We start from the raw sequence: 26,360 nt of genomic DNA, 5'->3' as shown, positions 1-26,360 counted from the left end.
AAACGCCCGGTTACATTCCGAACCCGGAAGCTAAGCCTTACAGCGCCGATGGTACTGCAGGGGGGACCCTGTGGGAGAGTAGGACACCGCCGAACAAATTTTAGGAAAAGGCCCACGCCATATGGCGTGGGCCTTTTTGCGTTTAAGCTCAGGCGTATGCGATGTGACCTGGTGATCTTCGACAATGACGGCGTACTCGTCGACAGTGAGTCCATTTCGAACCGGCTCCTTGCCGCTTACCTCACCGAGTTGGGGCATCCGACGTCGTACGAGGACTCCATTCGGGAGTACATGGGGTCGGCGATGCACCGGATTCATGATCTGGTGTGGGAGCGGACGGGGCGACGGTTGCCCGCGGACTTCGATGATGTCTTCCACGGGAGGGTGTTCGCCGCGTTCGAGCGGGAGTTGAAGGCCGTGCCCGGCGTCGGGAACGTGCTGGAGAAGCTTGTGGCGGACGGGGTGCCGTTCTGTGTGGCGTCGTCCGGGAGTCATGAGCGGATTCGGGTGGGGCATCGGACGACCGGGTTGGACAGGTGGTTCGACGACTCGCGGATCTTCAGCTCGGAGGATGTGGGACGGGGGAAGCCCGCGCCGGATCTGTTCCTCCATGCCGCGGAGCGGATGGGGGTCGCGCCGGAGCGGTGTGTCGTGGTCGAGGACAGTCCGCTGGGCGTGCGGGCGGCCGTCGCCGCCGGGATGGAGGTGTACGGGTTCACCGCGATGACCCCTGCGGCCAGGCTCGCCGAGGCAGATCAACTGTTCTCCGACATGGGTGAGTTGGCTGACCTGCTCGTGTGACGGGGAGGGTGGTCCGAGACTGACATTTGTCACGTCGAGCCCTGGACGATCGTTTCTACCGGCGGCTCGGCGCCGGCCGCGAAGCTGAGGGCATGACGAACACGGGGAACACCAAGGGCGGGAGCACCAGGAGCCGTAGCGTGCTGCGGAACTTCGCGCCGCTGATCATCGACGTCGCGGTGCCCCTCGGGGCGTACTACATCCTCAGGAACGGCTTCGGGATGAGCACCCTGATGGCGCTCGGCCTCAGCAGTGTGGTGCCGGCGGTGCGGACGGGGTGGGGTGTGTGGAGGACGCGCGAGGTCAACGGGCTCGCCGCCCTCATCCTGTTCGTGAACGTCGTGTCGCTGCTGCTCAGCTTCGTGGCCGGCGACCCTCGCTTGATGCTCGCCAAGGACAGTGCGGTCAGCAGCACGATCGGGATCGGGATCATCGTCTCCGTCGTGCTCGGCAAGCCGATGATGACGGCCGGGATGAAGCCCTGGGTGGTGAAGGGGGACGCGGGCCGGGAGGCGGCCTGGGCGCGGTTGCACGCCGGTTCGGCTCGGTTCCGGCGGGCCGAGCGGGTGTTCTCGCTGGTGTGGGGCGTCGTACTGCTGGCGGAGTGCGTGGTGCGGATCGTGGGGGCCTACACCCTGCCGGTGGACACCATGGTGTGGGTCGGGAACGTGATCATGGCCGTGGCCATGGGCCTGGGCTTCCTGGTCAGTGGTGCGCTGGGCGCCGGTCCGATGGCCGCCATGGTCGTCGCGGAGGCGAAGTGCGCCGGGTCAAAGGCCGCGGTGGCGCAGGGCGATGAGGCGCCGGTGGGGTGGGAGTCGGCCGAGTCCGGGCGCCACACCCCCAACCTCGTGACCGCCCGCTGAAGCTGAGGGAAACTCATCTTTGGCTGGATCTACCCACCGGTACGCCGGGGCCCTACGCTCGCCGCCATGACTGATGTGCTGCGGCGCGGCAGGGCCTCGTTGGCGTTGAGCTTCTTCGCTCAGGGTGTTGCGTTTGCCCTGCTGGTGACCCGGATTCCGGCCATCCAGGACCGGTACGGCGTCTCCGACGCGCTGCTGCCCGCCTTCCTCGCCGCCGTGCCGGTGCTCGCCGGCGTCGGCAGTGTCACGACCGAGCGGCTGGTGAAGCGAATACCGCCGAGCCGGGTGCTGCGCTGGTCCCAACCCGTCGTGCTCCTGGCGCTGCTCGGGGTCGGGGCGGGCGACCGGATGGTCGAGCTGGGGGTGGCCCTGGCCGCGTTCGGGCTGGCCGTGGGGGCGCTGGACGCCTCGATGAACATGCTCGGGGTGAGCCTCCAGCGGTCGTACGGGCGCAGCATCATGCTCAGTTTTCACGCCGCTTACAGCTTGGGCGGGATTGTGGGGGCTTCGCTGGCCTGGGTGGGTGCGCACTGGGATCTGGCGTTGGTCGTGTCGTATCTGCCGGTCGTGGTGGTGCTGCTGCCGGCCGCGCTGGTGGGGAGTCGGTGGTACGTCGACGGGGGTGGCGTCGGTGACCCGGCGGTGGCGTCGGAGGCTTCGGCCGAGGGTGGGCCCGTTGTCTTCAAGATGCTGTTGCCGCTGTGTCTGGTGATGACCTTCGCGTACATCGGCGACTCGACGGTCTCCAACTGGAGCGCCAAGTACCTCCAGGATGTGCTGGGGAGCTCGGAGCAACTGGCCACCGTGCCGTACAACGTCTACATGGTGACCACGCTGCTGGGGCGGGCCATCGGGGACTTCGGGGTGCGCCGGTTCGGGGCCGTGGTGGTCGTGCGGGGCGGGGCGCTGGTGGCGGCGGCCGGGTTCGCGGTGGTGGCCGGGGCGTCGGGCGCCTGGTTCGGGATGCTCGGGTTCACGCTGGTCGGGGTGGGGTTGTGCGTGCTGGTGCCGCAGACCTTCGCGGCGGCCGGGCGGTTGTTTCCGGGGGCTTCGGATACGGCCGTCGCGCGGCTCAATGTTTTCAACTATGTGGGGTTTTTGATCGGTTCGCCGTTGGTGGGGGCGTTGGGGGACGCCTGGAACTATCGCGGGGCCATGCTTGTGCCGATGGTGTTGGTGCTGGTGACGCTTGTGTACGCCCGTTCGTTCGCCGCTCAACCGGACCGATACGGTGACGGGCATGAGCGGCCGCGCACAGCTGATGTGGGATGAGGCAGTAACGGGCTACGACTTCGGGCCGGAGCATCCGATGGATCCGGTCCGGCTGGCCCTGACCCGGAGACTCGTCGATGCCTTCGGGCTCGATAGGGAGCTGGAGGTCGTCGCGGCCAAGCCGGCCGGGGAGTCCACGTTGCGGCTCGTCCACCGGGAGGACTACATCGAGGCCGTGAAGGCGGCTTCGGCTGAGCCGAGGGCGGCGGACCAGTCGTACGGGCTCGGCACCCTGGACGACCCCGCGTTCGCCGGCATGCACGAGGTGTCGGCGTTGATCGCCGGGCAGTCGGTCGGGGCGGCGGAGGCCGTGTGGCGCGGCGAGGCACTGCACGCCGTGAACTTCGCGGGCGGGCTGCACCACGCGATGCCGGGCGGCGCCTCGGGGTTCTGCATCTACAACGACGCCTCGCTGGCCATCGCTCGGCTGCTGGAACTGGGTGCCGAGCGGGTGGCGTACATCGATGTCGACGTGCATCACGGGGACGGGGTGCAGGCGGCGTTCTGGGACGATCCGCGGGTGCTGACGATCTCCCTGCACGAGCACCCCCGCACGCTGTTCCCGCAGACGGGGTGGCCGGAGGAGACCGGTGCGCCGGACGCCGAGGGCTCGGCGGTGAACGTGGCGCTGCCGGCGGGCACCGGGGACGCCGGGTGGCTGCGGGCGTTCCATGGCGTGGTGCCGGAGCTGATCGCGGACTTCCGGCCGCAGGTGCTGGTGACCCAGCACGGCGCCGACACGCACTTCGAGGACCCGCTGGCGCATCTGGCGGTGTCGCTGGACGCGCAGCGGGCCGTGCAGGTGGCCTGTCACGACCTCGCCCACGAGCACGCCGACGGCAAGTGGGTCGCGCTCGGTGGGGGCGGATACGCCGTGGTGGAGGTCGTACCGCGGTCGTGGACGCATCTCGTGGGCATCGCCGCGGGGCGGCCGGTCGAGCCCGAGGCGATGATCCCGGAGAGCTGGCGGCAGGAGGTCTTCGCGCGGACGCGGCAACTGGCGCCGGCGCGGATGACCGACGGACGGTGGCCGCTGTCCTGGCAGGACTGGGAGTCGGGGTACGACCCCGCGGACCGGCTCGACCAGGCCGTACTGGCTGCCCGGCGGGCGGCGTTCCCGCTGCGGGGGCTGCTGCCTTAGCCGCGCCCCCGCAGCGGGCGGACCGGCCGGCTAGGAGCAGAGGCCCTGCACACTGTCGTAGTAGATGTCGATCGTGCCGCTCCACTCCAGGCACTGGGCGTCGGACTGCGACGCGTCCAGGTACACCGGGCCGGCGTAGGAGGAGTAGGAGCCGTAGTCCCGCTCGGGCTTGCCCGAGGTGGGCGCGGTGTCCAGGGTGACCTCCATGAACATCCGGGTCCCGGGGTTCGTGCGGACCAGCACGGCGCAGTGCTGCTCGGTGTCCCGGTTGTAGGTGACGTACACGGTGCCGATGGTCTTGCGGGCCGAGTCGCGGATCTCCGTCCAGTCGTGGACGTAATAGCCCTCGCCGCACTTGCCGTTGTACGCGCCCGCGGTGGTGGCCGCCGATGCCGGGGCCGTCGTGGCCAGCGTGCCGCCGAGGGTGAGGGCGGCGAGGGTCGCGGCGGTGGCGGCTGTTCTACGGGTCAGCTTCATGGTGTTCCCCCTGTGGTGGTGGTCGGTGTGCGAGGCGTCTGGGACGTCGGTCAACTGGCTTTCGCCGCACACGTGTTGTGAGACCAGGGAGCCCATCGGTCGGTTGTGGGCGGTTCTGTAGCCGTTCCGTCACCGCCGTCACGATCACCGTTACGCCAACTGTGGGGTGTTTCCCCGGTTCCAGGCGTAGGCGTCCGCCTGGTCCGTCACCATCGCTCACGTGCTGACCACCGGAGCCCTGCGCGCCCACCTTCTCGCCGCGCACCTGGCCGGTCCCGTGGCCACCTCCCGTGAGGAGAGTCTGCGGAGCTACCGGCTCTTCGCCGCTCGCGATCCGCGCGCCCTGCTCGGGCTGGATCCCGCGGGGAGCTGGGGAGTGCGCGAATTGATTGCGTTGATGGCGGAGAAGTGCGGGGTTTCGGCCGATCCGCATCACACCACAGGTCATGATGTGATCGATCCTGAGCTGACTCTGACCGCTCTGGATGCCTTCGCGGAACGTCTCGCGGCAGCCGCCCAGCGCAGTGCCCCTGTCCTGCTCGGCACCGGGCACCCCCACCGACTGCTCGGTTTCTACGCCGCCTTGGCGGACGCGCTGTCGGCGGCGGGGTGTGCCGTCCTCACTCCCGCGCATGGTCGCTGTGTCGACATAACGACCCGGTTCGGTCTACGCACGTACAACCTTGCCTACGTACGAGGAGTCGCGCTGGTGCGGGAACCCGGCGCCTCTCGCCCCGGTTGTGAGCCCGGCGCACACACGCACTCACCCCTCCCGGTTCGCATCGCGCTGGCGGCCGCGGCGGAGGCCGGCGGGCCCATGCCGGAGCTGGTGATCGGCGATCACGGCTGGGTCTGCGGGGCAGGTCAGCTGGGGTTTGAGGCCATTGGTCCGGCCGATACGAATGACCCCGCGCTCTTTGTGGGGCAGGCCGAGGGGTCGGTGTCCGTCGTCGTTCCACTTGATGACGCTGTGCGGTCTGATTACTACCGGCCGCTTACCCGCTACGTACTCAATCGAGCGTGTCTGTCACAGTAGGTCGCCGATGGCTGCACCTCTTCCCCACTCGCATCACTGGCACCTACATTGGGGAGTGAGCACGCAGCGACGAAGAGTCACCGGAAGGGGAAGCCGGTGGCCGTCGAGTGCGGAAGGTTCAGGTGTGTCATGGCTGCAGCTGGCGAGAGGCCTCTGAACGAGGTTCAGTTCCTTACCGTGGCGGAAGTCGCCTCGGTGATGCGAGTGTCGAAGATGACCGTGTACCGGCTGGTGCACAGCGGTCATCTGCCCGCGATCCGTGTGGGGCGGTCATTCCGCGTCCCGGAGCAAGCGGTTCACGAATATCTCCGCGAGAGCTACGTGGGGGTGGAAACCGCCTGACAGCGACGGGCGAGAGGGGATCCTCAGGGCTGTTCAGGATTCCCCCTCGTCCCCTCGATTACGACCTCAGCGCTCGGGCGGGTAGGCTAGCCCCTCGTAGGTCGTATGGGCCCATGGCGCCCAACGCCGAGTGATGAGAAGTGAGCGAGGGTAGTCGTGGGCTCTGTTATCAAGAAGCGGCGCAAGCGGATGGCTAAGAAGAAGCACCGCAAGCTGCTCAAGCGCACGCGCGTTCAGCGTCGCAACAAGAAGTAAGCGACGCCGCGAAAGCAGCGTGATTGTGGCCCCCCACCAGACCCGGTGGGGGGCCACACGCGTATCCGGGACGGTGTGCGAGGAGCCGTACCGTGTGCGTAGGACGGGACGACCGTATGCATATGCCTGGACAAAGAGCTGACCCATCCGGTCGTACGCAGGGATTTCTCGTCACTTCGTGCATTGGGCGGTCATCACAGCGCAACATCGACCCGCTAAGTTGGCCGCACACGGGGAACTCGGCAGGGGTACGAGTGCTGGAAGGAAGGCGCTGATCTTGGGCAAGGTCGTGCTCGTGACCGGAGTGGCCCGTCAACTGGGGGGCCGTTTCGTACGACGGATCCAGCGTGACCCGGAGGTCGACCGGGTGGTCGCCGTGGACGCGGTCCCGCCCGAGCACCACCTGGGCGGTGCCGACTTCATCCAGGCCGACATCCGGCAGCCCACCATCGCGCGGGTGCTGGCGGAGAGCGGCGCCGACACCGTCGTCCACATGGACGTGACCGGGACCGCGCTCGGCAGCGGCAGCCGGACCACGGTCAAGGAGACCAACGTCATCGGGACCATGCAGCTGCTCGGCGCCTGCCAGAAGTCCCCTACCGTCAAACGGCTCGTGGTCAAGTCCAGTACCAACGTGTACGGGTCCGCGCCCCGCGACCCGGCCGTCTTCACCGAGACCACGCCGCCCAAGTCCCTGCCCAGCGGCGGCTTCGCCAAGGACGCGGTCGAGGTCGAGGGGTATGTGCGGGGCTTCGCGCGCCGCAGGCCCGATGTCGCCGTGTGCGTGCTGCGGTTCGCCAACATCCTCGGACCGAGCGCGGACACTCCGCTCGCCTCGTACTTCTCGCTGCCGGTGCTGCCGACCGTGCTCGGCTACGACCCACGGTTGCAGTTCGTGCACGAGGACGACGTGATCGAGGTGCTGCGCATCGCCTCGCACGAGCCGGCGCGGGGCACGCTCAACAGCGGCACGTTCAACATCGCGGGCGACGGTGTGCTGCTGCTCTCGCAGTGCTCCCGGCGGCTGGGCCGGCCCACCGTGCCGCTGCTGCTGCCCGCCGTCACCTGGGCGGGCTCCCTGGTGCGTACGCTGGGTATGTCGGACTTCTCGCCGGAGCAGATCAGGTTGCTCACGCACGGCCGGGTGGTGGCGACGGACCAGATGCGAGAGACCCTCGGATTCCAGCCGAAGTACACGACGGCGGAGACCTTCGCGGAGTTCGCGCGCAGCCGCGGACCGGGTCTGCTGCCGCCGGAGGCCCTTGCCGGGGCCGTCGACCGGATCGCCGCGCTGCCCGTCCTGGGTGGCGGTCACCTCCCGACGCAGAGCGCCAACTGAGGAGCGCATCAACGATGGCGGACGCCAAGGTCATTCCGTTCGACGACGACCGGTCCCGCGGGAACGCCGTTCAGCGGCCGTCGCGGCGCCGGAGCGGGGGGAGCCGGCGCAAGAGCGGTGAATCCGCGCTGGTGGGTGAGGTCCAGCCTCTCCCGGGACGGTCCTTCGCGCAGGATGATGTTCCTGTGACACCTGAGGAAGAGCCCGCCCCTGTGAAGCACCAGGACGACGACAACGGCGGCCTGGAGCGGCGCATCGCGAGCGGGCTGGCGTTCCTGCGCCGCCGCCTCACCGGGGACTACGAGGTCGACGACTTCGGCTACGACGAGGAGCTCACCGACCAGGTCCTGATGTCGCTGCTGCGCCCGTTGTACGACAAGTACTTCCGGGTCGAGGTGAAGGGCATCGAGAACATCCCGACCGACGGTGGCGCGCTGATCGTGGCCAACCACTCGGGCACGCTGCCGCTGGACGGCCTGATGATGCAGGTCGCCGTCCACGACAACCACCCGGCCGGCCGGCATCTGCGCCTGCTCGCCGCCGACCTGGTCTTCGTCCTGCCGGTGGTCAACGAACTCGCCCGCAAGCTCGGCCATACGCTGGCCTGCGCGGAGGACGCGGAGCGGCTGCTCGCACAGGGCGAGTTGGTCGGCGTCATGCCGGAGGGCTTCAAGGGCATCGGCAAGCCCTTCAGCGAGCGCTACAAGCTCCAGCGCTTCGGCCGCGGCGGCTTCGTCTCGACGGCTCTGCGCCAGGGCGCGCCGATCATCCCGTGCTCGATCGTCGGCGCGGAGGAGATCTACCCGATGATCGGCAACGCCAAGACGCTGGCCCGCCTCCTGGGCTTCCCGTACTTCCCGCTGACCCCGACCTTCCCGTGGCTGGGGCCGCTGGGTGCGATCCCGCTCCCGACGAAGTGGACGATCCAGTTCGGCGAGCCGATCCCGACGGACGGCTATCCACCGGAAGCGGCCGAGGACCCGATGCTGATGTTCAACCTGACGGACCAGGTCAGGGAGCAGATTCAGCACACGTTGTACAAGTTGTTGGTGCAGCGGCGGTCGGTTTTCTTCTGACGCATGAAGCGTTCTACGACGATGGGGGCGCCCTCCGCTCGGAGGGCACCCCCATCGTCGTACTGGCTAGTTCGCGTCCTCGCTGTCGATGCCCAGGCCGGGGAGGAGGCCGGGGAGGAGGGGTGGGAGGGTTACCGCAGGCTCGGTGGTGGGGGTTGGGGTGGACGACGACGAGCCTGAGCTGCCGGTGTCCTTCGGGGGGTCGAGGAGGCCGCCGGTGCTTCCGCCGAGCAGGCCCTCGTTCTCACTGCCGGAGCTCTCGGCCGACTTGCTCGGGCGGCTGGAGCGGTTGCCGTCGGAGGAGCTGCTGCCGGCGCTGGGGCGGGCCGAGCGGTCCGTGCCCGATGTGCCGGTGGACGCCGACCCCGAGCCGCCGCGCCGCTTGCCGTCGCCGCTCTGGGGCGGCTGCTGCGGAAGCAGCGACTCCAGCGGGGCGACTTCTTCGTCTATGGCGTCGAACACCGACGAGACCTCGTCACCGACGTCCCCGAGCTGGAGCGGAAGCCGCTCACGGAGGTGGCCCCAGGCCACGCGGTGCGAGCGGGAGAAGGCGGAGAGCGCCTGGATGGGACCCAGCGAGTTCGGGTCCCGGTGGTACGCCTCGCGCAGCAGGCGGTGGCCCTCGGAGGCGTCGTGCCGCATGCCGTACAGGGCGCGGCGGATCTCCGCCATCGACTCGTGGTCGAGCTGTCCGCCGCGACCGCGTTCCATCAGCCGCCGGGCCTCGCTCAGCCGGGTGGAGGCCTGGTCGAGGTAGGTGCGGCCACGCTCGTCGTCGCCGTCGGCCAGGACGTTGAGCTTGAAGTCCTCGATGCCGCGCTTGAGGCCGTACAGGGAGTCGCCGGGCAGGGCGTCGGAGCTGGCGGCGGAGACCCCGCCGAAGGCCCCGGCGGCTACACCGACGCTGAGCCCGCCCGCGGTGAGGCCCTTGGCGAGCCGTGACCGGGGGCGCAACTTCCCGAGCGGGGAGGCGCGGTGCGCTCCCCGTCCCCGCTGCGAACGCTGGCCGGGCAAGGCGGGGCTCGCCTCGCCGCCCGCGGTGCCCTCCTGGAGCATGGCCTCCATCGCGGCCACGAGCTGAGCCCGCTGGACCACCTTGACCTCGGGGTCGAGCTGGGGTTTCGGCAGGTCGCCGAGACTTGCGGTCAGGGCCAACAGGCGCCCCTGCTCGGACTGTTCCGCGGCAGCCGGTGCCGGTGCCGTTCCATCGGACTGCTCGGGCTGCGTGGCCGCCGAACCCCGGTCGGTCAGCTCGTCCATGGCCTGGGCGAAGGCGTTCGCCCGCCGGTGTGCCGATACGTTCGCGATCACTGGCGGCACCTCCTCTCGTGATGACGGTCGGCTCCCCAGGGGGTCCTGAGGGTTGCACGCCCTGACCACATGCACTCGATCGAGTGATCGAAGTCGGCCAGGGAGTGACCACAGGGAGCCTGCATCCCGCACAACGAGTGGCGCGGCACTTGGGTTACGGACGGCGGATGAACGGACCTCGAAGTCAACGGACTTTCACCGAGGGTGAGTTGTAGGTTGCGGAGCGTACTGGACAGGTGCCCTGGACGCGCTCAGCGCGCGTCGTCCGGCAGCAGTCGGGCGAGGGTGCGGACGGCCCGGTACTGGAGGGTCTTGATGGCGCCCTCGTTCTTGCCCATGACACGGGCCGTCTCGGCGACCGAGAGGCCCTGGAGGAAGCGGAGCGTGACGCACTCCTGCTGTTGGGGGTTGAGACGTCGCACGGCGTCGAGGAGTGCGGCGTTGGAGAGGGACTCCAGGACGGAGTCCTCCGGGGAGCGCTCGACCTCGTTGGCGTCGAGCATCTCGCCCGTGGTCACCTCAAGGCGGAAGCGGCTCGATTTGAAGTGGTCGGCGACGAGGTTGCGGGCGATGGTGACCAGCCAGGCCCCGAAGTCGCGGCCCTGCCAGGTGAAGGTGCCGATGCGGCGCAGGGCGCGCAGAAAGGTCTCGCTGGTGAGGTCCTCGGCGGTGGCTTTCCCTCCGACGCGGTAGTAGATGTACCGGTACACGGTGTCGCTGTACTGGTCGTAGAGGCGTCCGAACGCGTCGGCCTCGCCGGCCTGCGCGCGTTCGACTAGATCCATCATTCGAGCGCTGTCGCTGTCCGCCGCGGGGCGGCGAGCGGTCGTGGTGCCGGCCGACCGTCCCCGTCTGCCGACTGCCGCGCTGCCTTCGGCGAGCGCGTAGCACGGGCCTACGGGCGCGGTGGTTACGGCGAGGGCGGGGACGGCGTACGCGGTGGGGACGAAGCCGCGCAGCAGGTCTTGGACCGTTGCGCGGAGCGTAGCCAGGCCCGAGGCGTCAACCCCGACGTGTGGGTACACGGGACTCCCAGAGGCAGAGCTTCCATCACGTGCAGTGCGGAACCGTTCACCCGTCGTAGCGACGGAGAGGTACCGGTTTGCGTCTGAGGAGAATAACGCTTCGTGCAGGCACTGCTACGCCCAGTTGCTCAAATCACCGATTGCGTCTCTTCTGTAACCGATTGACGCCCGATCAAGTGCCGGAGAGTGACCGATTGTTGATCGAATTCGTCCGCGTTCCGGCTGACTCCGGGGCGTGTTGTGGCCGTGTGCAGCCAAGGGGACTGGACAGGGAGTTGTGGGGGTATGAGGTGCGGATTGGGCTGCGTGGTCGGGCGTGGCCAGGTTGTGACCGACCCGGGTTTTTTCGCCCCCGCCGCCCCTACCCGTCCCATCTCCAGGGGCTTTGCCCCTTCGACCCCACCAGGGGGCTGCGCCCCCTGGACCCCCCGTCGGCCCCTGAAGGGCCTTGTCCTCAAACGCCGGACGGGCTGGGAGATGCGACCGGCGGTGGTGTGTGAAGGGTGCGGGCGTTACCGCCGGCGGCGGTGGAGCGCGATCGCCGCTGCCGTGCCGCCGGCCACCGCGCCGACGCCGGCAGCCGCCGGGATGCCGACCTTCGCTGCCTTTCGGCCCGTGCGGTAGTCGCGTAGGCGCCAGTCCAGTTGGCGGGCGTGTTTGCGGAGCTTGGTGTCGGGGTTGATGGCGTAGGGGTGGCCGACCAGGGAGAGCATCGGGATGTCGTTGTGCGAGTCGCTGTAGGCGGCGCAGCGGGAGAGGTCCAGTTCCTCCGCCGCGGCCAGGGCGCGAACGGCCTCCGCCTTCGCCGGGCCGTGCAGCGGCTCGCCGACCAGCTTGCCGGTGTAGACGCCGTCCACCGACTCCGCCACGGTGCCCAGCGCCCCGGTGAGGCCGAGGCGGCGGGCGATCACCTGGGCGATCTCCACGGGGGCGGCCGTGACCAGCCAGACCCGCTGGCCCGCGTCCAGGTGGGCCTGGGCGAGGGCACGGGTGCCCGGCCAGATCCGCTCGGCCATGTACTCGTCGTAGATCTCCTCGCCGATCGACTGGAGCTCGGCGACGCGGTGGCCCTTGACGATGGAGAGAGCGGAGTCGCGCGCGTCCTGCATGTGCTCCGGGTCCTCGACGCCGGCCAGCCGGAACCACGCCTGCTGCCAGGCGAACCTCGCGAGGTCGCGGGTCTCGAAGAACTTCCGCTTGTACAGGCCGCGCCCGAAGTGGAAGAGCGCCGCGCCCTGCATCACGGTGTTGTCGAGGTCGAAGAACGCGGCGGCCTTCTCGTCGCCGAGTACGGGGAAGTCCGGTTCGGCCTCGGGGACCTCCGTCGCTTCCTGCGACGACTTGCGCGCTGCCTCCGCCGAGGCCTCGCCAGCCAACACGCTTCGCGCCGTGGCGGAGCGCCTACGGGGAGTGAGCCATCGAAGAGCGGCCATGACCGTGAGCATAGCCATTCTGTTCGGTGCTTCCGGAGTGGAGAGGTTTGGAGGTTGTGAACTCTCCGCGACCGCGCAGTTAAACAGTGTGGTGGGGCAGCGGCCGACCCTCCGGGCGCCGGCGCGCGAGAATGGCTGACATGAGCCCCCTTTTTCGTCGCGGCGCAGCCAAGTCCCCGCAGGACCGGCTGGTCACGCTCATCGGCAAACCGGACTGTCATCTGTGTGATGCCGCACAGGACACGGTCCGGAAGGTGTGTGGCGAACTGGGGGTTCCGTGGGAGGTGAAGGACATCAACCAGGATCCCCAACTGCACGACCAGTACTGGGAACAGATCCCCGTCGTCCTCGTCGACGGCGCCCAGCACACGTTCTGGCGCGTGAACGAGGATCGCCTCCGCAAAGCACTGACCGGGTAGTCCAAAGTGCTCGCGAAACGGCTTAGGATCGACGGCGACTTGGTCTCGGGGGCGGGGATCGTAGAGGAGAGTGTGCGGTTTTGCCCCCAAGAGTTGAGGAACGGTGGTGCGTGTGCGCCGGTTCCATACCTGTGCGCCGGGCGTGCGTGAGCCCGGTCACGTTGGGCGGGCAAATCGGACACCATCTTTGTGCACGCGTTCACAAAGACATAGCCTGCTTTCGACGGGGCGGTCATGTAGGGACGTGTGACCGCCTACAGCCCCGCTCTACCCGCAGGAGCACCGTGGCAACTGGCCGAACTCACCGACCGGCGACCCGCAGCCGAGGGATTCCCGAGGCCACCGTCGCCCGGCTTCCGCTGTACCTCCGAGCCCTGACCGCATTGTCGGAGCGCTCGGTACCCACGGTCTCCTCCGAGGAGCTCGCGGCCGCGGCGGGGGTCAACTCCGCCAAGCTGCGCAAGGACTTCTCGTACCTCGGGTCGTACGGAACGCGCGGTGTCGGCTACGACGTCGAGTATCTCGTCTACCAGATCTCCCGCGAACTGGGCCTCACCCAGGACTGGCCGGTTGTGATCGTCGGTATCGGTAACCTCGGCGCCGCCCTCGCCAACTACGGCGGGTTCGCCTCCCGTGGTTTCCGGGTGGCCGCGCTCATCGACGCCGACCCGTCCATGGCCGGCAAGCCCGTCGCCGGCATCCCCGTGCAGCACTCCGACGACCTGGAGAAGATCATCCAGGACAACGGCGTGTCGATCGGTGTCATCGCCACCCCCGCCGGTGCCGCCCAGCCGGTCTGCGACCGGCTCGTGGCCGCCGGGGTGACCTCCATCCTGAACTTCGCGCCGACCGTGCTGACCGTCCCCGACGGCGTCGACGTGCGCAAGGTCGACCTCTCGATCGAGTTGCAGATCCTCGCCTTCCACGAGCAGCGCAAGGCCGGCGAGGAGGCCCACTCGGACGGCTCCGGACCGGCCGCCGTCACCCGTGATTCCGACGCATCAGCCGACCAGGGGCCAGACGGGGACGTACCCGCCGTGATGCCGGCATGAGTCTCCTCGTCGTCGGACTGAGCCACCGCAGCGCGCCGGTCAGCGTGCTGGAACGCGCGGCGCTGAGCGCGGACGCCCAGATCAAGCTGCTCCAGGACACGGTCGCCGCCGAGCCGGCCACCGAGGCCGCCGTGCTGGCCACCTGCAACCGCATCGAGCTGTACGCCGACGTGGACAAGTTCCACGCCGGTGTCGCCGAGCTGTCCACGCTGCTCGCCCAGCACAGCGGAGTGGGGCTCGACGAGCTCACGCCGTACCTCTATGTGCACTACGAGGACCGGGCCGTCCACCACCTGTTCTCGGTGGCCTGCGGGCTCGACTCCATGGTCGTCGGCGAGGGCCAGATCCTCGGGCAGATCAAGGACTCCCTGGCCAAGGCGCAGGAGCTGCACAGCGCCGGACGGCTGCTGAACGACCTGTTCCAGCAGGCCCTGCGGGTCGGCAAGCGCGCCCACTCCGAGACCGGCATCGACCGCGCCGGACAGTCCCTGGTCACCTTCGGCCTGGAGCAGCTGTCCGAGGGTGCGGACGTCTCCGCCTGGGCGCGCGGCAAGAAGGCCCTGGTCATCGGCGCCGGTTCGATGTCCTCGCTGGCCGCGGCCACGCTCGCGCGGGTCGGAGTCGCCGAGATCGTCGTCGCCAACCGCACCCAGGACCGCGCCGAGCGCCTCGCCGCGCTGCTCGCCGAGCAATATGGACACGGCCTCGACGAGGGCGACGACACGGACGTGCTGGCCCGCGCGGTACCGATGGATTCGGTGCCGGTCGAGCTGACACGTGCCGACATCGCCGTCTCCTGCACCGGAGCGACCGGCCTCGTGCTGAGCGCCGAGGAGGTCGCCGCCGCGGTGGAGGGCCGTACCGGTCAGCCGGTCGCCTTCGCGGAGGCGGGCACGCCCGCGCCCCGGACGCACGCCGACTCCACCGACGTACGGCAGACCCCGCTGCCGCCCACCAGCGTCGGCACCGACGAGAACTGCCCGCTGGACGTCGCCGCCGTGCAGGGAGGTTTCTCTGTGCTCGGCGAGGCCGCCGTCGCGGGGATGGACGCGGCCACCCTGGAGCAGCACGCGGCATGGGCCGCCGGCAGTGCCGTCGACCGCCGTGAGGCCGCCCGGCGCAGCCCCGAGGCCGACGCCGAGCTGATCACCGCGCTCGCCGCGACCGCGGCCACCGTCGGCCGGATCCCCGAGCGCCGCAAGCCCGAACCGGTCGCCGACGTACCCCGGCCGGCTCCGGCGCTGTCGCTGCTCGACCTCGCCATGCCGCGCGACATCGACGCGGCCGTGCACCGGCTGGCCGGCGTGCGGCTGGTGGACATCGAGTCGCTGGCCGAAGCCTCCGCCGACGCTCCGATGGCGGCCGACGTCGACCAGGTCCGCCGTATCGTCTCCGACGAGGTCGCGGCCTTCGGGGCGGCGCTGCGGGCGGCGCACATCACGCCGACCGTGGTCGCGCTGCGCGCGATGGCCGCCGATGTCGTGGCGAACGAGATCGCCCGACTGGAGGGCCGTCTGCCGGGCCTCGACGACAAGCACCGCGGCGAGATCACGCAGACCGTGCGGCGCGTGGTCGACAAGCTGCTGCACGCGCCGACCGTGCGGGTCAAGCAGCTCGCGGCCGAGCCCGGCGGCGCCGGGTACGCGGACGCCCTGCGGACCCTGTTCGACCTCGACCCGGAGACGGTGGCCTCCGTCTCCCGCGCCGAGGACAGCACCGAGAAGAACCGAGGCCCAAGATGACTCAGCAGGCACTACGGCTGGGGACCAGGCGCAGCAAGCTCGCCATGGCCCAGTCCGGGCAGGTCGCGGACGCCGTGCGCCGGGTGACCGGACGGCCCGTCGAACTCGTCGAGATCACCACGTACGGCGATGTCTCCCGCGAGGCCCTCGCGCAGATCGGCGGCACGGGCGTGTTCGTCACCGCGCTGAGGGACGCGCTGCTGCGTGGCGAGGTCGACTTCGCGGTGCACTCGCTCAAGGACCTGCCGACCACGCAGCCCGAGGAGCTGGCCGTCGCGGCCGTCCCCGAGCGCGAGGACCCCCGCGACGTGATCGTCGCCCGGGACGCACTGAAGCTCACCGACCTGCCGCGCGGCGCGCGCATCGGTACGGGTTCGCCGCGCCGGATGGCCCAGCTGAACGGGTACGCGCGCAGCCATGGGCTGGACTTCGAGACGGTCGCGATCCGCGGGAACGTCGACACGCGGATCCGGTACGTGCGCGACGGTGAGCTGGACGCGGTGGTGCTGGCCGCGGCCGGTTTGCAGCGCATCGGCCGCATCGAAGAGGTGACCGACTTCCTGTCGGTCGACACAGTTTTGCCCGCCCCCGGCCAGGGGGCACTGGCGATCGAGTGCACCGCGGACAACGCGGACCTGATCGCCGCGCTCGGCGAGCTCGACGACCCGTTCACTCGGGTCGCCGTGACCGCGGAGCGCTCACTGCTCGCCGCCCTGGAGGCCGGCTGCTCCGCCCCTGTGGGCGCGCTGGCCGACCTTCTGGCCGACGGGCAGATTGTCAAGGAAATGCGCCTGCGCGGCGTCGTCGGCACGACCGACGGCTCGCGGACGGTGCAGCTGTCCACCACCGGTCCCGTGCCCGAGACGCACGACCAAGCGCTGGCGCTCGGTCGCGAACTCGCTACCGAGATGCTTGCCCAGGGCGCGGCCGGTCTGATGGGGGAGCGAGCACAGTGAGCCCCACCACCCTTCCCGCCGGCCTTGAACACGGGCACGTCACCTTCCTCGGTGCCGGACCCGGGGATCCGGGGCTGCTGACCCTGCGCGCCGTAGAGGCGCTGGCGAACGCGGACGTACTCGTCGCCGAGCACGAGGTGCTCGACGTGGTGCGCAAGCACGCCAGAGTCGGCGTAGCCGAAGTGCACACGGACACGGGTCCCTCCGGGGACGCCGGGCCCGGCACAGGCACGCCTCAGCTAGCGGTAGTTGACGGCGCGTCAACGACCGCTGGGCTACCCGCGGTGCGGGATGCCGCACATCTTGTCATGGAGGCCGCGCGCAGCGGCAGGCGGGTCGTGCGTGCGGTGTCCGGGGATCCCGGGCTCGACACGTACGCCACCGAGGAGATGCTGGCGTGCGTCGCGGCGGGCGTGCCGTTCGAGGTCGTGCCGGGTGTCGCCGCCGCCGTCGGCGTGCCCGCGTATGCCGGCGTGCCGCTGCGGGACGCGCAGGGCACCGACGTGCGGTTCGTCGACGCGCGCACCGCTTCGGACCGGTGCTGGACCGAGGTCGGGGCGTCCGACGGGACCGTCGTCGTCTCGACGACGCTGGACTCGGTCGGCGCGGCCGCCGGTGAGCTGGTGTCCGCGGGGCGCAAGCCCGATACGCCGCTGACGGTCACGGTCGCCGGTACGACGACCCGTCAGCGGACGTGGACCGCGACGCTGGGGACGATCGCGCAGACGCTCAAGCAGGCCAAGGTGCTGCCCTCGCCCGAGGGCGGGCGGCCGGTGATAGCCGTGGTCGGTGAGCGTTCTGCCGCTGCTCAGCGGGATCAGCTGTCGTGGTTCGAGTCCAAGCCGCTCTTCGGGTGGCGGGTGCTCGTGCCGCGGACCAAGGAGCAGGCGGCTTCGCTCTCCGACCAGTTGCGGTCGTACGGGGCCGTGCCGCACGAGGTGCCGACGATCGCCGTCGAGCCGCCGCGGACGCCTCAGCAGATGGAGCGGGCGGTCAAGGGCCTGGTGACGGGCCGTTATGAGTGGATCGCCTTCACTTCGGTGAACGCCGTCAAGGCGGTTCGGGAGAAGTTCGAGGAGTACGGGCTCGATGCTCGTGCGTTCGCCGGGATCAAGGTCGCGGCGGTGGGAGAGCAGACGGCGAAGGCGCTGATCGCGTTCGGTGTGAAGCCGGATCTCGTGCCGAGTGGGGAGCAGTCGGCCGCGGGGCTGTTGGAGGACTGGCCTCCTTACGACCCCGTCTTCGACCCGATCGACCGGGTGTTCCTGCCGAGGGCCGACATCGCTACGGAGACTCTGGTCGCCGGGCTCATCGAGCTGGGCTGGGAGGTCGACGACGTCACGGCCTATCGGACCGTGCGGGCGTCGCCGCCGCCGGCGGAGACTCGGGAGGCGATCAAGGGGGGTGGCTTCGATGCCGTTCTCTTCACGTCGTCGTCGACTGTGCGGAATCTGGTGGGGATCGCGGGTAAGCCGCACAACGTGACGGTGATCGCGTGTATCGGTCCTGCCACCGCGAAGACCGCGGAGGAGCATGGGCTTCGGGTGGATGTGATGGCTCCGGAGCCGTCTGTGCACAAGTTGGCCGAGGCGCTTGCCGACTTTGGGCTGCGGCGGAGGGCTGCGGCTGTGGAGGCTGGGGATCCGGTTACTCGGCCCAGTGAGCGGCGGCCGGGGGCTCGGCGGCGGCGGTCCACGACGTAGTTGATTGTGGGGGGTTGGTGTGGGGGTGCGGGTGCGGGCCGGGACGGGTTTCGCCCCCGCCGCCCCTACCCGTCCCATCTCCAGGGGCTTCGCCCCTTCGACCCCACCAGGGGGCTGCGCCCCCTGGACCCCCGTCGGCCCCGAAAGGGCCTTGTCCTCAAACGCCGGACGGGCTGGGAGTGCCGACCGGCGCTGATAAGGCGAGCTCCTATGTCTCCACCGTGTGGCCGAAGCGGAGCAAGTTGCTTGGGTCGTAGGTGGACTTGGTCTGGCGTAGGCGGTTGTAGGTGTCCGGGGTCCAGGCTCGGGCGCGGTCCGGGGCGTCGCCCGGGGTGCCGTGGATGTTGATCAGGGTGTGGCCCGTGCCGTAGGGGGTCATGGCCGTGTGCAAGGACGCTGTGGCTCTTTCCGTCGCCTCTGCCTGAGGTGGGGCCGCCGGGACTCCAATCGATGCCAGCATGTAGGTCGCATCCCGGGCGGGGATCGCGTCCGCCACGCGGGCCGGGCGGGACAGGGCGCCGCCCAGGTGGCGGATCTCCACCGAGAGCAGGGGGCAGTCGGGGACGTCCGGGCCCACCTGGGTCAGGAAGGTGCGGAGGGCCTGCGGGGCCAGTTCGCGCAGGAGGGTGCAGGCCTCCCGGGCGGGGAGCGGGTCCTGGGGTTCCATGAAGACGCGGTCCAGTGCCGCGTACGGCATCTCCTCCACCGTGTCGACCGTGACCGGCGCCGCGGAACGCAGCGGGCGCAGGAGGCTCTCGCCCTGCGTCGCGTCGCCCGTGTACGCGACCGCCACCCTGGCCCAGAAGCCGCCGCGCAGGGGCTCCGGGATCTGCGGGATGGGGGGCAGGCGCAGGAGGCTGAAGGCCGTGCACATCTCCGCGGGGGCGTCCCGGGTCCAGTCGGCCCACGTCGTCAGCAGCGCCTGCGCGTGTTCGCCGGGGCAGTAGATGCCGCCGCCCAGGATCGTCGGCAGGCGCAGCAGATCGAAGGTGACGGACGTGACCACCCCTACGTTTCCCTTGCCGCCGCGCAGCGCCCAGAACAGCTCCGGTTCGTGGTCGGCGTCGCACACGCGGAGTGTGCCGTCGGGTGTGGCGACCTGGAAGGAGCGGACCAGGTCGGTCGCGTAGCCGTATGCGCGGCCCACGACCGGCAGGCCGCCGCCCAGCGTGTAGCCGACCACTCCCACACCCGAGGCGCTGCCGCACAGCGGGGCGAGGCCGTGCGGTGCCGCCGCGTCCAGGACGTGACGCCACTTCGCGCCCGCCCCGACGGTCGCCACACGCCGGTCCGCGTCGATGTGCACGTCCGTCATGCGGGAGGTGTTGATCAGCAGGCCGTGGTCGATGGGGAAGTTCGCGCCGTGGCCCGTCGCCTGGACCGCGACCGGCGTGCCGGTGGCGGTCGCCCAGCGCAGTGCCGTGACGATGTCGTCGGCGCCGGTCGCACCCACCACCACGTCGGGGGTGTGCAGCGCGGCCAGGTTGAAGCCGGTGACCTCGCCCGCGTAGCCGTCGTCGCCGGGATGCAGGACCGGGCCGTGGATCTGGGACAGGGCGAAGAGGTCGGGAGTGTTGCGGTGGGTGGCGGTCATCGTGGCCTCCGCGGTGCGGGTACGGAGGGATCGGCTGGGGGCGCTTCCTTCAGGATTACCCGCGGTCGGGGCCGCCGCATGCCGGGCGCCGTCCCGACGCACAGTCGGCAAAGGTGCTCTCGGGGCGGGCGTAGCGTAGAGGGCATGACGACGTACGGATCCTTCCCCGGTACTCGGCCGCGGCGTCTGCGGACCAGCCCCGTCATGCGGCGCATGGTCGCCGAGACCCGGCTGCACCCCGCCGACTTCATCCTCCCGGCCTTCGTGCGTGAGGGTGCCGCCGAGCCGGTGCCGATCGCCGCGATGCCGGGTGTCGTCCAGCACACGCGGGACAGCCTGAAGAAGGCTGCCGCGGAAGCGGTGGCGGCCGGGATCTCCGGGATCATGCTGTTCGGCGTGCCGGAGGAGGAGAAGAAGGACGCCCTCGGCACGCCGGGGACCGATCCCGACGGGATTCTCCAGGTCGCCCTCCGGGACGTGCGCGCCGAGGTGGGCGACGACCTCCTCGTCATGTCCGACCTGTGCCTCGACGAGACCACCGATCACGGGCACTGCGGGGTGCTGGACGCCGAGGGACGCGTCGACAACGACGCCACCCTGGAGCGGTACGCCGAGATGGCGCAGGTCCAGGCCGACGCCGGGGCCCATGTCGTAGGACCCAGCGGGATGATGGACGGGCAGATCGGGGTCGTCCGCGACGCGCTCGACCAGATCGGGCGGGAGGATGTCGCGATCCTCGCCTACACCGCCAAGTACGCCTCCGCCTTCTACGGGCCCTTCCGTGAGGCCGTCGGCTCGTCGCTGAAGGGCGACCGCAAGACGTATCAGCAGGACCCGGCGAACGCGCGGGAGTCGCTGCGCGAACTCGCCCTCGATCTGGAGGAGGGCGCCGACATGGTGATGGTCAAGCCGGCCGGGCCCTACCTCGACATCCTGGCGCGGGTCGCCGACGCCGTGGACGTGCCGGTCGCCGCCTACCAGATCTCCGGCGAGTACTCGATGGTCGAGGCCGCCGCCGAGAAGGGCTGGATCGACCGGGACCGGGCCATCCTGGAGACGCTGACCGGCATCAAGCGGGCGGGCGCCCGCAACATCCTCACCTACTGGGCGATCGAGGCCGCGCAGAAGCTCGGTCGGCAGTAGCGGCCGCGGCGGCGGTCACCGGTTCAGGGGCCGTCGGACGCCGGCGGTGTCGTGGGCGAGGTGGCGGTGGGGCTGGTCGGGGTCGACGGGCCCTCGTCGCGCAGGCCGTGACCGTCCTCGCACGCGGTGAGCGCGAGCGCGGCGACCGCCACCAGCGTGGCGGCGAGCAGCCGGGCGCGGGGGTGACGGGCGGGGGGTGCGGACGCCGGCATGGGGTGGCCCTCTCCTTGCGTGGGGGTCGGGGTCGGTGACCAGCCTGCGCGATCATCCCTCCCGCACGCCAGCATCGACGGCGAATTCGGGACGCCCGAGCCGCGGGATCCTCGCTGACCTGCGGGGATGCCGCGTTCCGGTGGTTCGGTGCGGGACGCCTCGCGGTGTGCGGAGCGCGGGGACGCTCCCCGCGTACGGGGTGGTGGGTCCGTATCCCGGAAAGTCACTTGTAGGCGGCAGGTAGTTCTCTAGGCTGCCCGTCACGAGCCGTCCCGCATGCCGTCGCAGCCCGAGGAGCCGTGTCATGACCGTCATCGAGCCCGCGCCCCGTCCTGGCACCGCCCCCGTGCCGCCGCTCGCGGCGCGGACCGGGGCGGTCGGCGGGTCGCCCGTGCGGGAGATCCTCGCCGTCACCGCCCGTCCCGAGGTCATCAACTTCGCGGGCGGGCTGCCCGCGCCGGAACTGTTCGACCGGGAGGGCATAGCGGCCGCCTTCCGGGACGTGCTCGCCGAGACGCCGGCGCACGCCCTCCAGTACTCCACCACCGAGGGCGAGCCGAGCCTGCGCGCCGGGCTCGCCGCCCGCATGACAGCCCGCGGGCTCGCTACCGACGCCGACGACCTGCTCGTCACCACCGGCTCCCAGCAGGGCCTGTCGCTGCTGGCCACCGCGCTGCTCGACCCGGGGGACACGGTCCTGGTCGAAGACCCCTGTTATCTGGCGGCACTTCAGGTCTTCGGGCTCGCGGGAGCCCGTGTCGTCGCCGTGCCGGGCGACGCGGACGGGGTGGATCCGGCCGCGCTGGAGGAACTGGTGGTGCGGGAGCGGCCGAAGCTCTTCTACACCGTGCCCACCTTCCAGAACCCGACCGGCCGGACCCTGCCCGCCGAGCGCCGGGCCGCCGTCGCCCGGGCCGCCGCCCGCGCCGGGGTGTGGATCGTCGAGGACGACCCGTATAGCGAACTGCGGTACGAGGGCGAGCCCGTGCCCTGGATCGCCTCGTACCCGGGCGCCGAGGACCGCACGGTGCTGCTCGGCTCCTTCTCCAAGGTGATGGCGCCGGGGCTGCGGCTGGGCTGGCTGCGCGCGCCGGCCGCCGCGCTGCGGGCCTGCGCGGTCGCCAAACAGGCCGCCGACCTGCACACCCCGACCGTCAACCAACTCGCCGCCGCCCGCTGCCTGGACGCCCTCGACCCCCATGTGGCCCGCGTGCGGGACGTCTACCGCGAACGCCGAGACGCCATGCTGGCGGGGCTGCCCGGCGCTCTCCCGGAGGGGGCGGTCTGGAACCGGCCCGAGGGCGGCATGTTCGTCTGGGTCCGGCTCCCGGAGTCCTACGACGCCACGGCCCTGCTGCCCGAGGTGGTGCGGCACGATGTCGCCTACGTCCCCGGCGCGCCCTTCTACGCCGGCGAGCCGGACCGGTCGACGCTGCGGCTGTGCTTCGTGACGCAGACGCCGCCGGAGATCGAGGAGGGGCTGCGGCGGCTGGGCCGGGGGCTGCGGTCGTGGTCCTAGGGCGAACGGTCCAGGGCGGTTCGGGCCACGGACCGCGGACGGGCCGGAGCGGACTTTCCTAGGCTGGAGGACATGTCCGACACCTTGCGGTTCGACCTCGACGGCTATCTCCGGCACATCGGCTGGGAGGGGGAGCGGCGGGCCGATCCGGCCACACTGCGGGGCGTGCATCTGGCGCACACGCGGGGCATCCCCTTCGAGAACCTGGACGCCCTGCGGCGCATCGCCCCCTCCCTGGACCTGGCCGACCTGATGGCCAAGATGGTGCACAGCAGGCGCGGCGGCTACTGCTACGAGCACAACACGCTCCTCGCGGGCGCCCTGGTCGCGCTCGGCTTCAAGGTGACCGGGCTGGGCGCGCGGGTCGCGGTCGGAGCCGACCGGATCGGGAGCCGGCCGCGCACCCACATGGCGCTGCTCGTCGAGGCTCCGGGCGACCCGCAGCCGTATCTCGCGGACGTCGGCTTCGGCGCGATCGGGGCGCTGCTGGAGCCGGTGCCGTTGACGGCCGGTGTGGAGTTCCGGGACGCGGAACGCCGGCACCGGCTCGTCCATGTGCCGCACGACGGGCCGCTCCCGCTGTGGGTGCTCCAGGCCCACGACCGGGTGAAGGGCGACTGGGCGGACCAGTACGCCTTCACGCTGGAGCCCTTCGTGCAGCCCGACTTCGAGGTCGTCAACTGGCACATCGGCACCAATCCGCGCTCGCCGTTCACCCAGCGCGTCTACGTCCAGCGCGTCAGCGCCGACCGCCACCTCCTCCTCAACGGCCGGCTGCTCACCGAGACGCGGGTGGACGGGACGGTCGTCGAGCGGGAGGTGACGGGGGAAGCGGAGGCGCGGCGGCTGCTGGACGAGGAGTTCGGGATCGACGTACCGGACGGGATGACGCTGCTGATCTGAGGCCGGGCGGCCCGTCAGCCACCGGTCAGTCCCACCAGAAGTGCCAGGCGGGCTGGTTCAGGAGGCGGTTCTCGGCGTAGGCGCGGACGGTGGTGTCGTCGCTCTGGAGGAGGTTGTCGGGGCAGAACGCGAAGTGCTCGGCGGCGACGGCCTCCGCCTCGGCCAGGGTGGCCGGCGGGAACGCCACGGAGACGAGGAGGTGGTCGAAGCCGAGCGCCACCACCCGTATGCCGAAGCGGTCCTCCCAGGAGCGGAGCACCGCGCACAGGCGAGCGGTGTCGCCCTCGTGGTTGACCGGTCCCGTCCAGCCGATCGCCGCCGGAACGTCCGCGCTGCGGCGGGCCGGGACAAGAGCGACACGGGGGTCCTTCAAGGGGCCGCCCGGCTCCAGCAGGGAGTCCGCGATGTCGGTGGCCACCGTGTCCGGGTCATCCGCGGCGGCGGTGGGGGCGTCGGCGAGGCCCGGCCACTCCTGTCCCGTCTCCCCGGCCGCGTACTCCTCCCAGAGCTCCGCCAGCACCTCGTCCGCGTCGTGATCGCCCGGGTACGACATCTCCCCGGGCATCAACTCCCACTCCTCGGGCCCGCCTTGGCTCCCGCTCGCCTCGATGACGACCGGCAGCAGGCCGGCCGTGCGGCGGGCCGGTTCCAGAGCCGCCCAGGAACCGGGGACCGCCGGCTCGTCCGCGAGCCACAGCAGCGGCTCGTGCCAGCGGCCTTCGTCGGTGGCGTCCACGAGCCTCCCGGGCGGGAGTCGAAGGCCCAGGGAGGTGCCCGTGGGGTCGGTCGTGAGCTTCGGCAGCGGGTTCGGAAGAGTCGCCATGCCCGTGACTGTAGGGGCAGCCACTGACAACGCGCCCCGCCCGAGCGGGTCCGAGCCCCGGGCTCAGGGGTTCAGAGTCGCTCGGGCGTCCGGATGCCCAGCAGGGCCATGCCCTGGCGCAGGGTGCGGGCCGTCACGTCGCACAGGAACAGACGGTTCTCCGCGACATCCTTCGGCGGCTCCGGCTTGATCACCGGGCACTTGTCGTAGAACGTCGTGAACAGCGACGCCAGCTGGTACAGATACGCCGTCATCTTGTGCGGGGCGTACTCCGCCGCCGCCTCGGCGACCGTCTCCGCGAACGCGTCGACGTGCAGACCCAGGGCCCGCTCGGCCTCGTGCAGCTCCAGCTCCGGGTGCGCGGCCGGCCGTACCTCTCCCGCCTTGCGCAGGATCGACTGGATACGGGCGTACGCGTACTGGAGGTAGACGGAGGTGTCGCCGTTCAGCGAGACCATCTGGTCCAGGTCGAACTTGTAGTCGCGGTTCGCCGACGTCGACAGGTCCGCGTACTTCACCGCGCCGATGCCCACCTGGGCGCCCCGCTCGGCGATCTCCTCCTCGGACAGCTGACCCTGGGTGTCCTTCTCCCGTACGACGGCCGTGGCGCGGTCGACCGCCTCGTCCAGCAGGTCCACCAGCCGGACGGTCTCGCCCTCACGGGTCTTGAACGGCTTGCCGTCCTTGCCGAGGACCGTGCCGAAGGCCAGCTGGTACGCCTTCACGTCGTCGTTGAGCCAGCCCGCCCTGCGCGCTGTCTCGAAGACCATCTTGAAGTGCAGCGACTGGCGGGCGTCCACCACGTAGATCAGGCTGTTCGCCTTCAGGTTGAAGACCCTGTCCCGGATCGCCGACAGGTCGGTGGCCGCGTAGCCGTAGCCGCCGTCCGACTTCTGCACGATCAGCGGGACCGGGTTGCCGTCCGGGCCCTTGACGTCGTCGAAGAACACGCACAGCGCACCCTCGGAGCGCACCGCGACGCCCGACTCCTCAAGGAGGCGGCAGGTCTCCGCGAGCATGTCGTTGTAGCCGGACTCCCCGACGATGTCGGCGTCGTCGATCTCCATGTCCAGCTTGTCGAAGACGGAGAAGAAGTAGATCTTCGACTCGTCCACGAACTTCTGCCACATGGCGAGGGTGTGCGGCTCGCCCGCCTGGAGGTCGACCACCCGGCGCCGGGCGCGGGTCTTGAACTCGTCGTCGGCGTCGAACTTGCGCCGCGCGGCCTTGTACAGCCGGTCGAGGTTCGACATCGCCGCCTGGCCGGACTCCTGGAGGTCCTCGCCCGCCTCGTGGTCCAGCTCGTGCGGGTGCTCGTCCAGGTACTGGATGAGCATGCCGAACTGGGTGCCCCAGTCGCCGATGTGGTGCCGCCGTACGACGGTCTCGCCGGCGAACTCCAGGAGCTGGACGACCGAGTCGCCGATCACCGCGGAGCGCAGGTGGCCGACGTGCATCTCCTTGGCCACGTTCGGCTGGGCGTAGTCGATCACCGTGGTGCCGGGCCGGTCCGCCCGGGGTACCCCGAGGCGGTCCGTGTCGGCGTACCGGGCGGCGAGGTTGTCGGTGATCGCCCGGTCGGTGATCGTCACGTTCAGGAAGCCGGGGCCCGAGACCTCGATGTCCTTGATCACATCACCGGTGACGACCTGGGAGACGACCTGCGTCGCCAGCTCACGAGGGTTGGCCTTCGCCTTCTTGGCGAGCGCGAGAATGCCGTTCGCCTGGAAGTCGGCCCGGTCGCTACGTCGCAGCAGCGGGTCCGCGTCCGCCTCCGGCAGCGTGGCCGAGAGAGCGTCCGTGAGGCGCTGGTTGACGAGATCGGTGAGCGACGTGACCGAGGCCATAGGAGTGGGTGCCCGTTCTCCTCGTGGGTGCAGATAGACACGGTCAGTATCCCACGGGGGGTAAAGCGGTTT

At 70.5% G+C, this 26,360-nt stretch carries 25 protein-coding genes and 1 rRNA gene; 18 read left to right on the top strand and 8 right to left on the bottom strand.

Annotation, left to right across the window (positions count from 1 at the left end; genetic code table 11):
• From rrf to ACIQWG_RS26995, 5 genes are all read left to right on the top strand, one after another.
• Window positions 1-95 (top strand): 5S ribosomal RNA (rrf, locus tag ACIQWG_RS27015); the annotation flags it as partial.
• Between the two features lie 61 nt (window positions 96-156).
• The gene (locus ACIQWG_RS27010; RefSeq protein WP_404100386.1) at window positions 157-801 is read left to right on the top strand and encodes an HAD family hydrolase; all 645 of its coding nucleotides are present in this window, start codon (window positions 157-159) and stop codon (window positions 799-801) included.
• A 92-nt stretch (window positions 802-893) separates the two neighbouring features.
• Window positions 894-1,667 (top strand): VC0807 family protein, encoded by a 774-nt coding sequence (locus ACIQWG_RS27005; RefSeq protein ID WP_404100342.1) that lies wholly within the window; start codon window positions 894-896, stop codon window positions 1,665-1,667.
• Window positions 1,668-1,733: 66 nt separating this feature from the next.
• Window positions 1,734-2,939: an MFS transporter gene (locus tag ACIQWG_RS27000; RefSeq protein WP_404100340.1), complete on the top strand. Its 1,206-nt coding sequence runs from the start codon at window positions 1,734-1,736 to the stop codon at window positions 2,937-2,939.
• A complete protein-coding gene (locus ACIQWG_RS26995; RefSeq protein ID WP_404100338.1) occupies window positions 2,908-4,080 on the top strand; it encodes an acetoin utilization protein AcuC in 1,173 nt (390 codons plus the stop codon). The genes ACIQWG_RS27000 and ACIQWG_RS26995 overlap by 32 nt, the downstream gene beginning before the upstream one ends.
• A 30-nt stretch (window positions 4,081-4,110) precedes the next feature.
• On the opposite strand, the gene ACIQWG_RS26990 is transcribed toward ACIQWG_RS26995, so the two are convergent.
• Window positions 4,111-4,557 (bottom strand): hypothetical protein, encoded by a 447-nt coding sequence (locus tag ACIQWG_RS26990; RefSeq protein ID WP_404100336.1) that lies wholly within the window; start codon window positions 4,555-4,557, stop codon window positions 4,111-4,113.
• Between the two features lie 220 nt (window positions 4,558-4,777).
• On the opposite strand from ACIQWG_RS26990, the gene ACIQWG_RS26985 reads away from it, so the two are divergent.
• The 5 genes from ACIQWG_RS26985 (at window position 4,778) to ACIQWG_RS26965 (ending at window position 8,605) form a co-directional block, all read left to right on the top strand.
• Window positions 4,778-5,593: a phosphatase gene (locus tag ACIQWG_RS26985; RefSeq protein WP_404100334.1), complete on the top strand. Its 816-nt coding sequence runs from the start codon at window positions 4,778-4,780 to the stop codon at window positions 5,591-5,593.
• Between the two features lie 129 nt (window positions 5,594-5,722).
• On the top strand, window positions 5,723-5,935 hold the full coding sequence (locus ACIQWG_RS26980; RefSeq protein ID WP_004984898.1) for a helix-turn-helix domain-containing protein: 213 nt from the start codon (window positions 5,723-5,725) through the stop codon (window positions 5,933-5,935).
• Between the two features lie 156 nt (window positions 5,936-6,091).
• Window positions 6,092-6,190 (top strand): 30S ribosomal protein bS22, encoded by a 99-nt coding sequence (locus ACIQWG_RS26975; RefSeq protein ID WP_003948845.1) that lies wholly within the window; start codon window positions 6,092-6,094, stop codon window positions 6,188-6,190.
• 277 nt (window positions 6,191-6,467) lie between these two features.
• Window positions 6,468-7,529, top strand: coding sequence for an NAD-dependent epimerase/dehydratase family protein (locus tag ACIQWG_RS26970; RefSeq protein WP_404100332.1), 1,062 nt, complete (start codon window positions 6,468-6,470; stop codon window positions 7,527-7,529).
• Window positions 7,530-7,543: 14 nt separating this feature from the next.
• Window positions 7,544-8,605, top strand: coding sequence for a lysophospholipid acyltransferase family protein (locus tag ACIQWG_RS26965; protein WP_404100330.1), 1,062 nt, complete (start codon window positions 7,544-7,546; stop codon window positions 8,603-8,605).
• Window positions 8,606-8,671: 66 nt separating this feature from the next.
• Here the strand turns inward: ACIQWG_RS26965 and ACIQWG_RS26960 are convergent, their stop codons facing one another.
• From ACIQWG_RS26960 to ACIQWG_RS26950, 3 genes are all read right to left on the bottom strand, one after another.
• A complete protein-coding gene (locus ACIQWG_RS26960) occupies window positions 8,672-9,916 on the bottom strand; it encodes a DUF5667 domain-containing protein (protein WP_404100328.1) in 1,245 nt (414 codons plus the stop codon).
• Window positions 9,917-10,167: 251 nt separating this feature from the next.
• Window positions 10,168-10,941 carry an ECF subfamily RNA polymerase sigma factor, BldN family gene (locus ACIQWG_RS26955; protein WP_404100326.1) on the bottom strand — a complete coding sequence of 258 codons (774 nt, stop codon included), beginning with the start codon at window positions 10,939-10,941 and terminating at the stop codon, window positions 10,168-10,170.
• Window positions 10,942-11,453: 512 nt separating this feature from the next.
• A complete protein-coding gene (locus ACIQWG_RS26950; RefSeq protein ID WP_404100324.1) occupies window positions 11,454-12,374 on the bottom strand; it encodes an HAD family hydrolase in 921 nt (306 codons plus the stop codon).
• 131 nt (window positions 12,375-12,505) lie between these two features.
• Between ACIQWG_RS26950 and ACIQWG_RS26945 the strand changes: the two genes are divergently transcribed.
• The 5 genes from ACIQWG_RS26945 (at window position 12,506) to ACIQWG_RS26925 (ending at window position 18,246) form a co-directional block, all read left to right on the top strand.
• A complete protein-coding gene (locus ACIQWG_RS26945) occupies window positions 12,506-12,793 on the top strand; it encodes a glutaredoxin family protein (RefSeq protein WP_404100322.1) in 288 nt (95 codons plus the stop codon).
• Window positions 12,794-13,077: 284 nt separating this feature from the next.
• On the top strand, window positions 13,078-13,845 hold the full coding sequence (locus tag ACIQWG_RS26940; protein WP_404100320.1) for a redox-sensing transcriptional repressor Rex: 768 nt from the start codon (window positions 13,078-13,080) through the stop codon (window positions 13,843-13,845).
• A complete protein-coding gene (locus tag ACIQWG_RS26935) occupies window positions 13,842-15,587 on the top strand; it encodes a glutamyl-tRNA reductase (protein ID WP_404100318.1) in 1,746 nt (581 codons plus the stop codon). Before ACIQWG_RS26940 ends, ACIQWG_RS26935 begins: the two co-directional genes overlap by 4 nt.
• Window positions 15,584-16,543 (top strand): hydroxymethylbilane synthase, encoded by a 960-nt coding sequence (gene hemC, locus ACIQWG_RS26930; RefSeq protein WP_404100316.1) that lies wholly within the window; start codon window positions 15,584-15,586, stop codon window positions 16,541-16,543. The genes ACIQWG_RS26935 and hemC overlap by 4 nt, the downstream gene beginning before the upstream one ends.
• Window positions 16,540-18,246, top strand: coding sequence for a uroporphyrinogen-III synthase (locus tag ACIQWG_RS26925; protein WP_404100314.1), 1,707 nt, complete (start codon window positions 16,540-16,542; stop codon window positions 18,244-18,246). Before hemC ends, ACIQWG_RS26925 begins: the two co-directional genes overlap by 4 nt.
• Before the next feature lie 208 nt (window positions 18,247-18,454).
• Here the strand turns inward: ACIQWG_RS26925 and ACIQWG_RS26920 are convergent, their stop codons facing one another.
• Window positions 18,455-19,840, bottom strand: a complete 1,386-nt coding sequence (locus tag ACIQWG_RS26920) for an FAD-binding oxidoreductase (RefSeq protein WP_404100312.1) — start codon at window positions 19,838-19,840, stop codon at window positions 18,455-18,457.
• Window positions 19,841-19,984: 144 nt separating this feature from the next.
• Between ACIQWG_RS26920 and hemB the strand changes: the two genes are divergently transcribed.
• Window positions 19,985-20,983: a porphobilinogen synthase gene (hemB, locus tag ACIQWG_RS26915; protein WP_404100310.1), complete on the top strand. Its 999-nt coding sequence runs from the start codon at window positions 19,985-19,987 to the stop codon at window positions 20,981-20,983.
• Window positions 20,984-21,006: 23 nt separating this feature from the next.
• On the opposite strand, the gene ACIQWG_RS26910 is transcribed toward hemB, so the two are convergent.
• Window positions 21,007-21,195, bottom strand: coding sequence for a hypothetical protein (locus tag ACIQWG_RS26910; RefSeq protein WP_404100308.1), 189 nt, complete (start codon window positions 21,193-21,195; stop codon window positions 21,007-21,009).
• Between the two features lie 305 nt (window positions 21,196-21,500).
• On the opposite strand from ACIQWG_RS26910, the gene ACIQWG_RS26905 reads away from it, so the two are divergent.
• Together ACIQWG_RS26905 and ACIQWG_RS26900 are read left to right on the top strand one after the other, a co-directional pair.
• Window positions 21,501-22,715 carry a PLP-dependent aminotransferase family protein gene (locus tag ACIQWG_RS26905; RefSeq protein ID WP_404100306.1) on the top strand — a complete coding sequence of 405 codons (1,215 nt, stop codon included), beginning with the start codon at window positions 21,501-21,503 and terminating at the stop codon, window positions 22,713-22,715.
• Between the two features lie 72 nt (window positions 22,716-22,787).
• The gene (locus ACIQWG_RS26900; protein ID WP_404100304.1) at window positions 22,788-23,618 is read left to right on the top strand and encodes an arylamine N-acetyltransferase; all 831 of its coding nucleotides are present in this window, start codon (window positions 22,788-22,790) and stop codon (window positions 23,616-23,618) included.
• Window positions 23,619-23,643: 25 nt separating this feature from the next.
• Here ACIQWG_RS26900 and ACIQWG_RS26895 read toward each other — a convergent pair whose 3' ends face one another.
• Together ACIQWG_RS26895 and argS are read right to left on the bottom strand one after the other, a co-directional pair.
• Window positions 23,644-24,441 carry a DUF4253 domain-containing protein gene (locus ACIQWG_RS26895; protein ID WP_404100302.1) on the bottom strand — a complete coding sequence of 266 codons (798 nt, stop codon included), beginning with the start codon at window positions 24,439-24,441 and terminating at the stop codon, window positions 23,644-23,646.
• 71 nt (window positions 24,442-24,512) lie between these two features.
• On the bottom strand, window positions 24,513-26,288 hold the full coding sequence (gene argS, locus ACIQWG_RS26890; protein WP_404100300.1) for an arginine--tRNA ligase: 1,776 nt from the start codon (window positions 26,286-26,288) through the stop codon (window positions 24,513-24,515).
• Window positions 26,289-26,360 lie beyond the last annotated feature (72 nt).

The sequence above is a fragment of the Streptomyces sp. NPDC098781 genome (assembly GCF_044759995.1).
Taxonomy (GTDB): Bacteria; Actinomycetota; Actinomycetes; order Streptomycetales; family Streptomycetaceae; genus Streptomyces.
The sequence above is the reverse complement of the archived record's forward strand: the minus strand, read 5'-3'. Positions and strand labels throughout refer to the sequence as shown.

Coding starts and splice junctions, on each gene's coding strand:
- ACIQWG_RS26950 (WP_404100324.1), bottom strand. CDS start 12,374: ATGGCCGCTCTTCGATGGCTCACTCCCCGTAGGCGCTCCGCCACGGCG.
- hemB (WP_404100310.1), top strand. CDS start 19,985: ATGACGACGTACGGATCCTTCCCCGGTACTCGGCCGCGGCGTCTGCGG.
- hemC (WP_404100316.1), top strand. CDS start 15,584: ATGACTCAGCAGGCACTACGGCTGGGGACCAGGCGCAGCAAGCTCGCC.
- ACIQWG_RS26900 (WP_404100304.1), top strand. CDS start 22,788: ATGTCCGACACCTTGCGGTTCGACCTCGACGGCTATCTCCGGCACATC.
- ACIQWG_RS26965 (WP_404100330.1), top strand. CDS start 7,544: ATGGCGGACGCCAAGGTCATTCCGTTCGACGACGACCGGTCCCGCGGG.
- ACIQWG_RS26910 (WP_404100308.1), bottom strand. CDS start 21,195: ATGCCGGCGTCCGCACCCCCCGCCCGTCACCCCCGCGCCCGGCTGCTC.
- ACIQWG_RS26980 (WP_004984898.1), top strand. CDS start 5,723: ATGGCTGCAGCTGGCGAGAGGCCTCTGAACGAGGTTCAGTTCCTTACC.
- ACIQWG_RS27000 (WP_404100340.1), top strand. CDS start 1,734: ATGACTGATGTGCTGCGGCGCGGCAGGGCCTCGTTGGCGTTGAGCTTC.
- ACIQWG_RS26990 (WP_404100336.1), bottom strand. CDS start 4,557: ATGAAGCTGACCCGTAGAACAGCCGCCACCGCCGCGACCCTCGCCGCC.
- ACIQWG_RS26920 (WP_404100312.1), bottom strand. CDS start 19,840: ATGACCGCCACCCACCGCAACACTCCCGACCTCTTCGCCCTGTCCCAG.
- ACIQWG_RS26995 (WP_404100338.1), top strand. CDS start 2,908: ATGAGCGGCCGCGCACAGCTGATGTGGGATGAGGCAGTAACGGGCTAC.
- ACIQWG_RS26895 (WP_404100302.1), bottom strand. CDS start 24,441: ATGGCGACTCTTCCGAACCCGCTGCCGAAGCTCACGACCGACCCCACG.
- ACIQWG_RS26935 (WP_404100318.1), top strand. CDS start 13,842: ATGAGTCTCCTCGTCGTCGGACTGAGCCACCGCAGCGCGCCGGTCAGC.
- argS (WP_404100300.1), bottom strand. CDS start 26,288: ATGGCCTCGGTCACGTCGCTCACCGATCTCGTCAACCAGCGCCTCACG.
- ACIQWG_RS26945 (WP_404100322.1), top strand. CDS start 12,506: ATGGCTGACATGAGCCCCCTTTTTCGTCGCGGCGCAGCCAAGTCCCCG.
- ACIQWG_RS26905 (WP_404100306.1), top strand. CDS start 21,501: ATGACCGTCATCGAGCCCGCGCCCCGTCCTGGCACCGCCCCCGTGCCG.
- ACIQWG_RS27010 (WP_404100386.1), top strand. CDS start 157: ATGCGATGTGACCTGGTGATCTTCGACAATGACGGCGTACTCGTCGAC.
- ACIQWG_RS27005 (WP_404100342.1), top strand. CDS start 894: ATGACGAACACGGGGAACACCAAGGGCGGGAGCACCAGGAGCCGTAGC.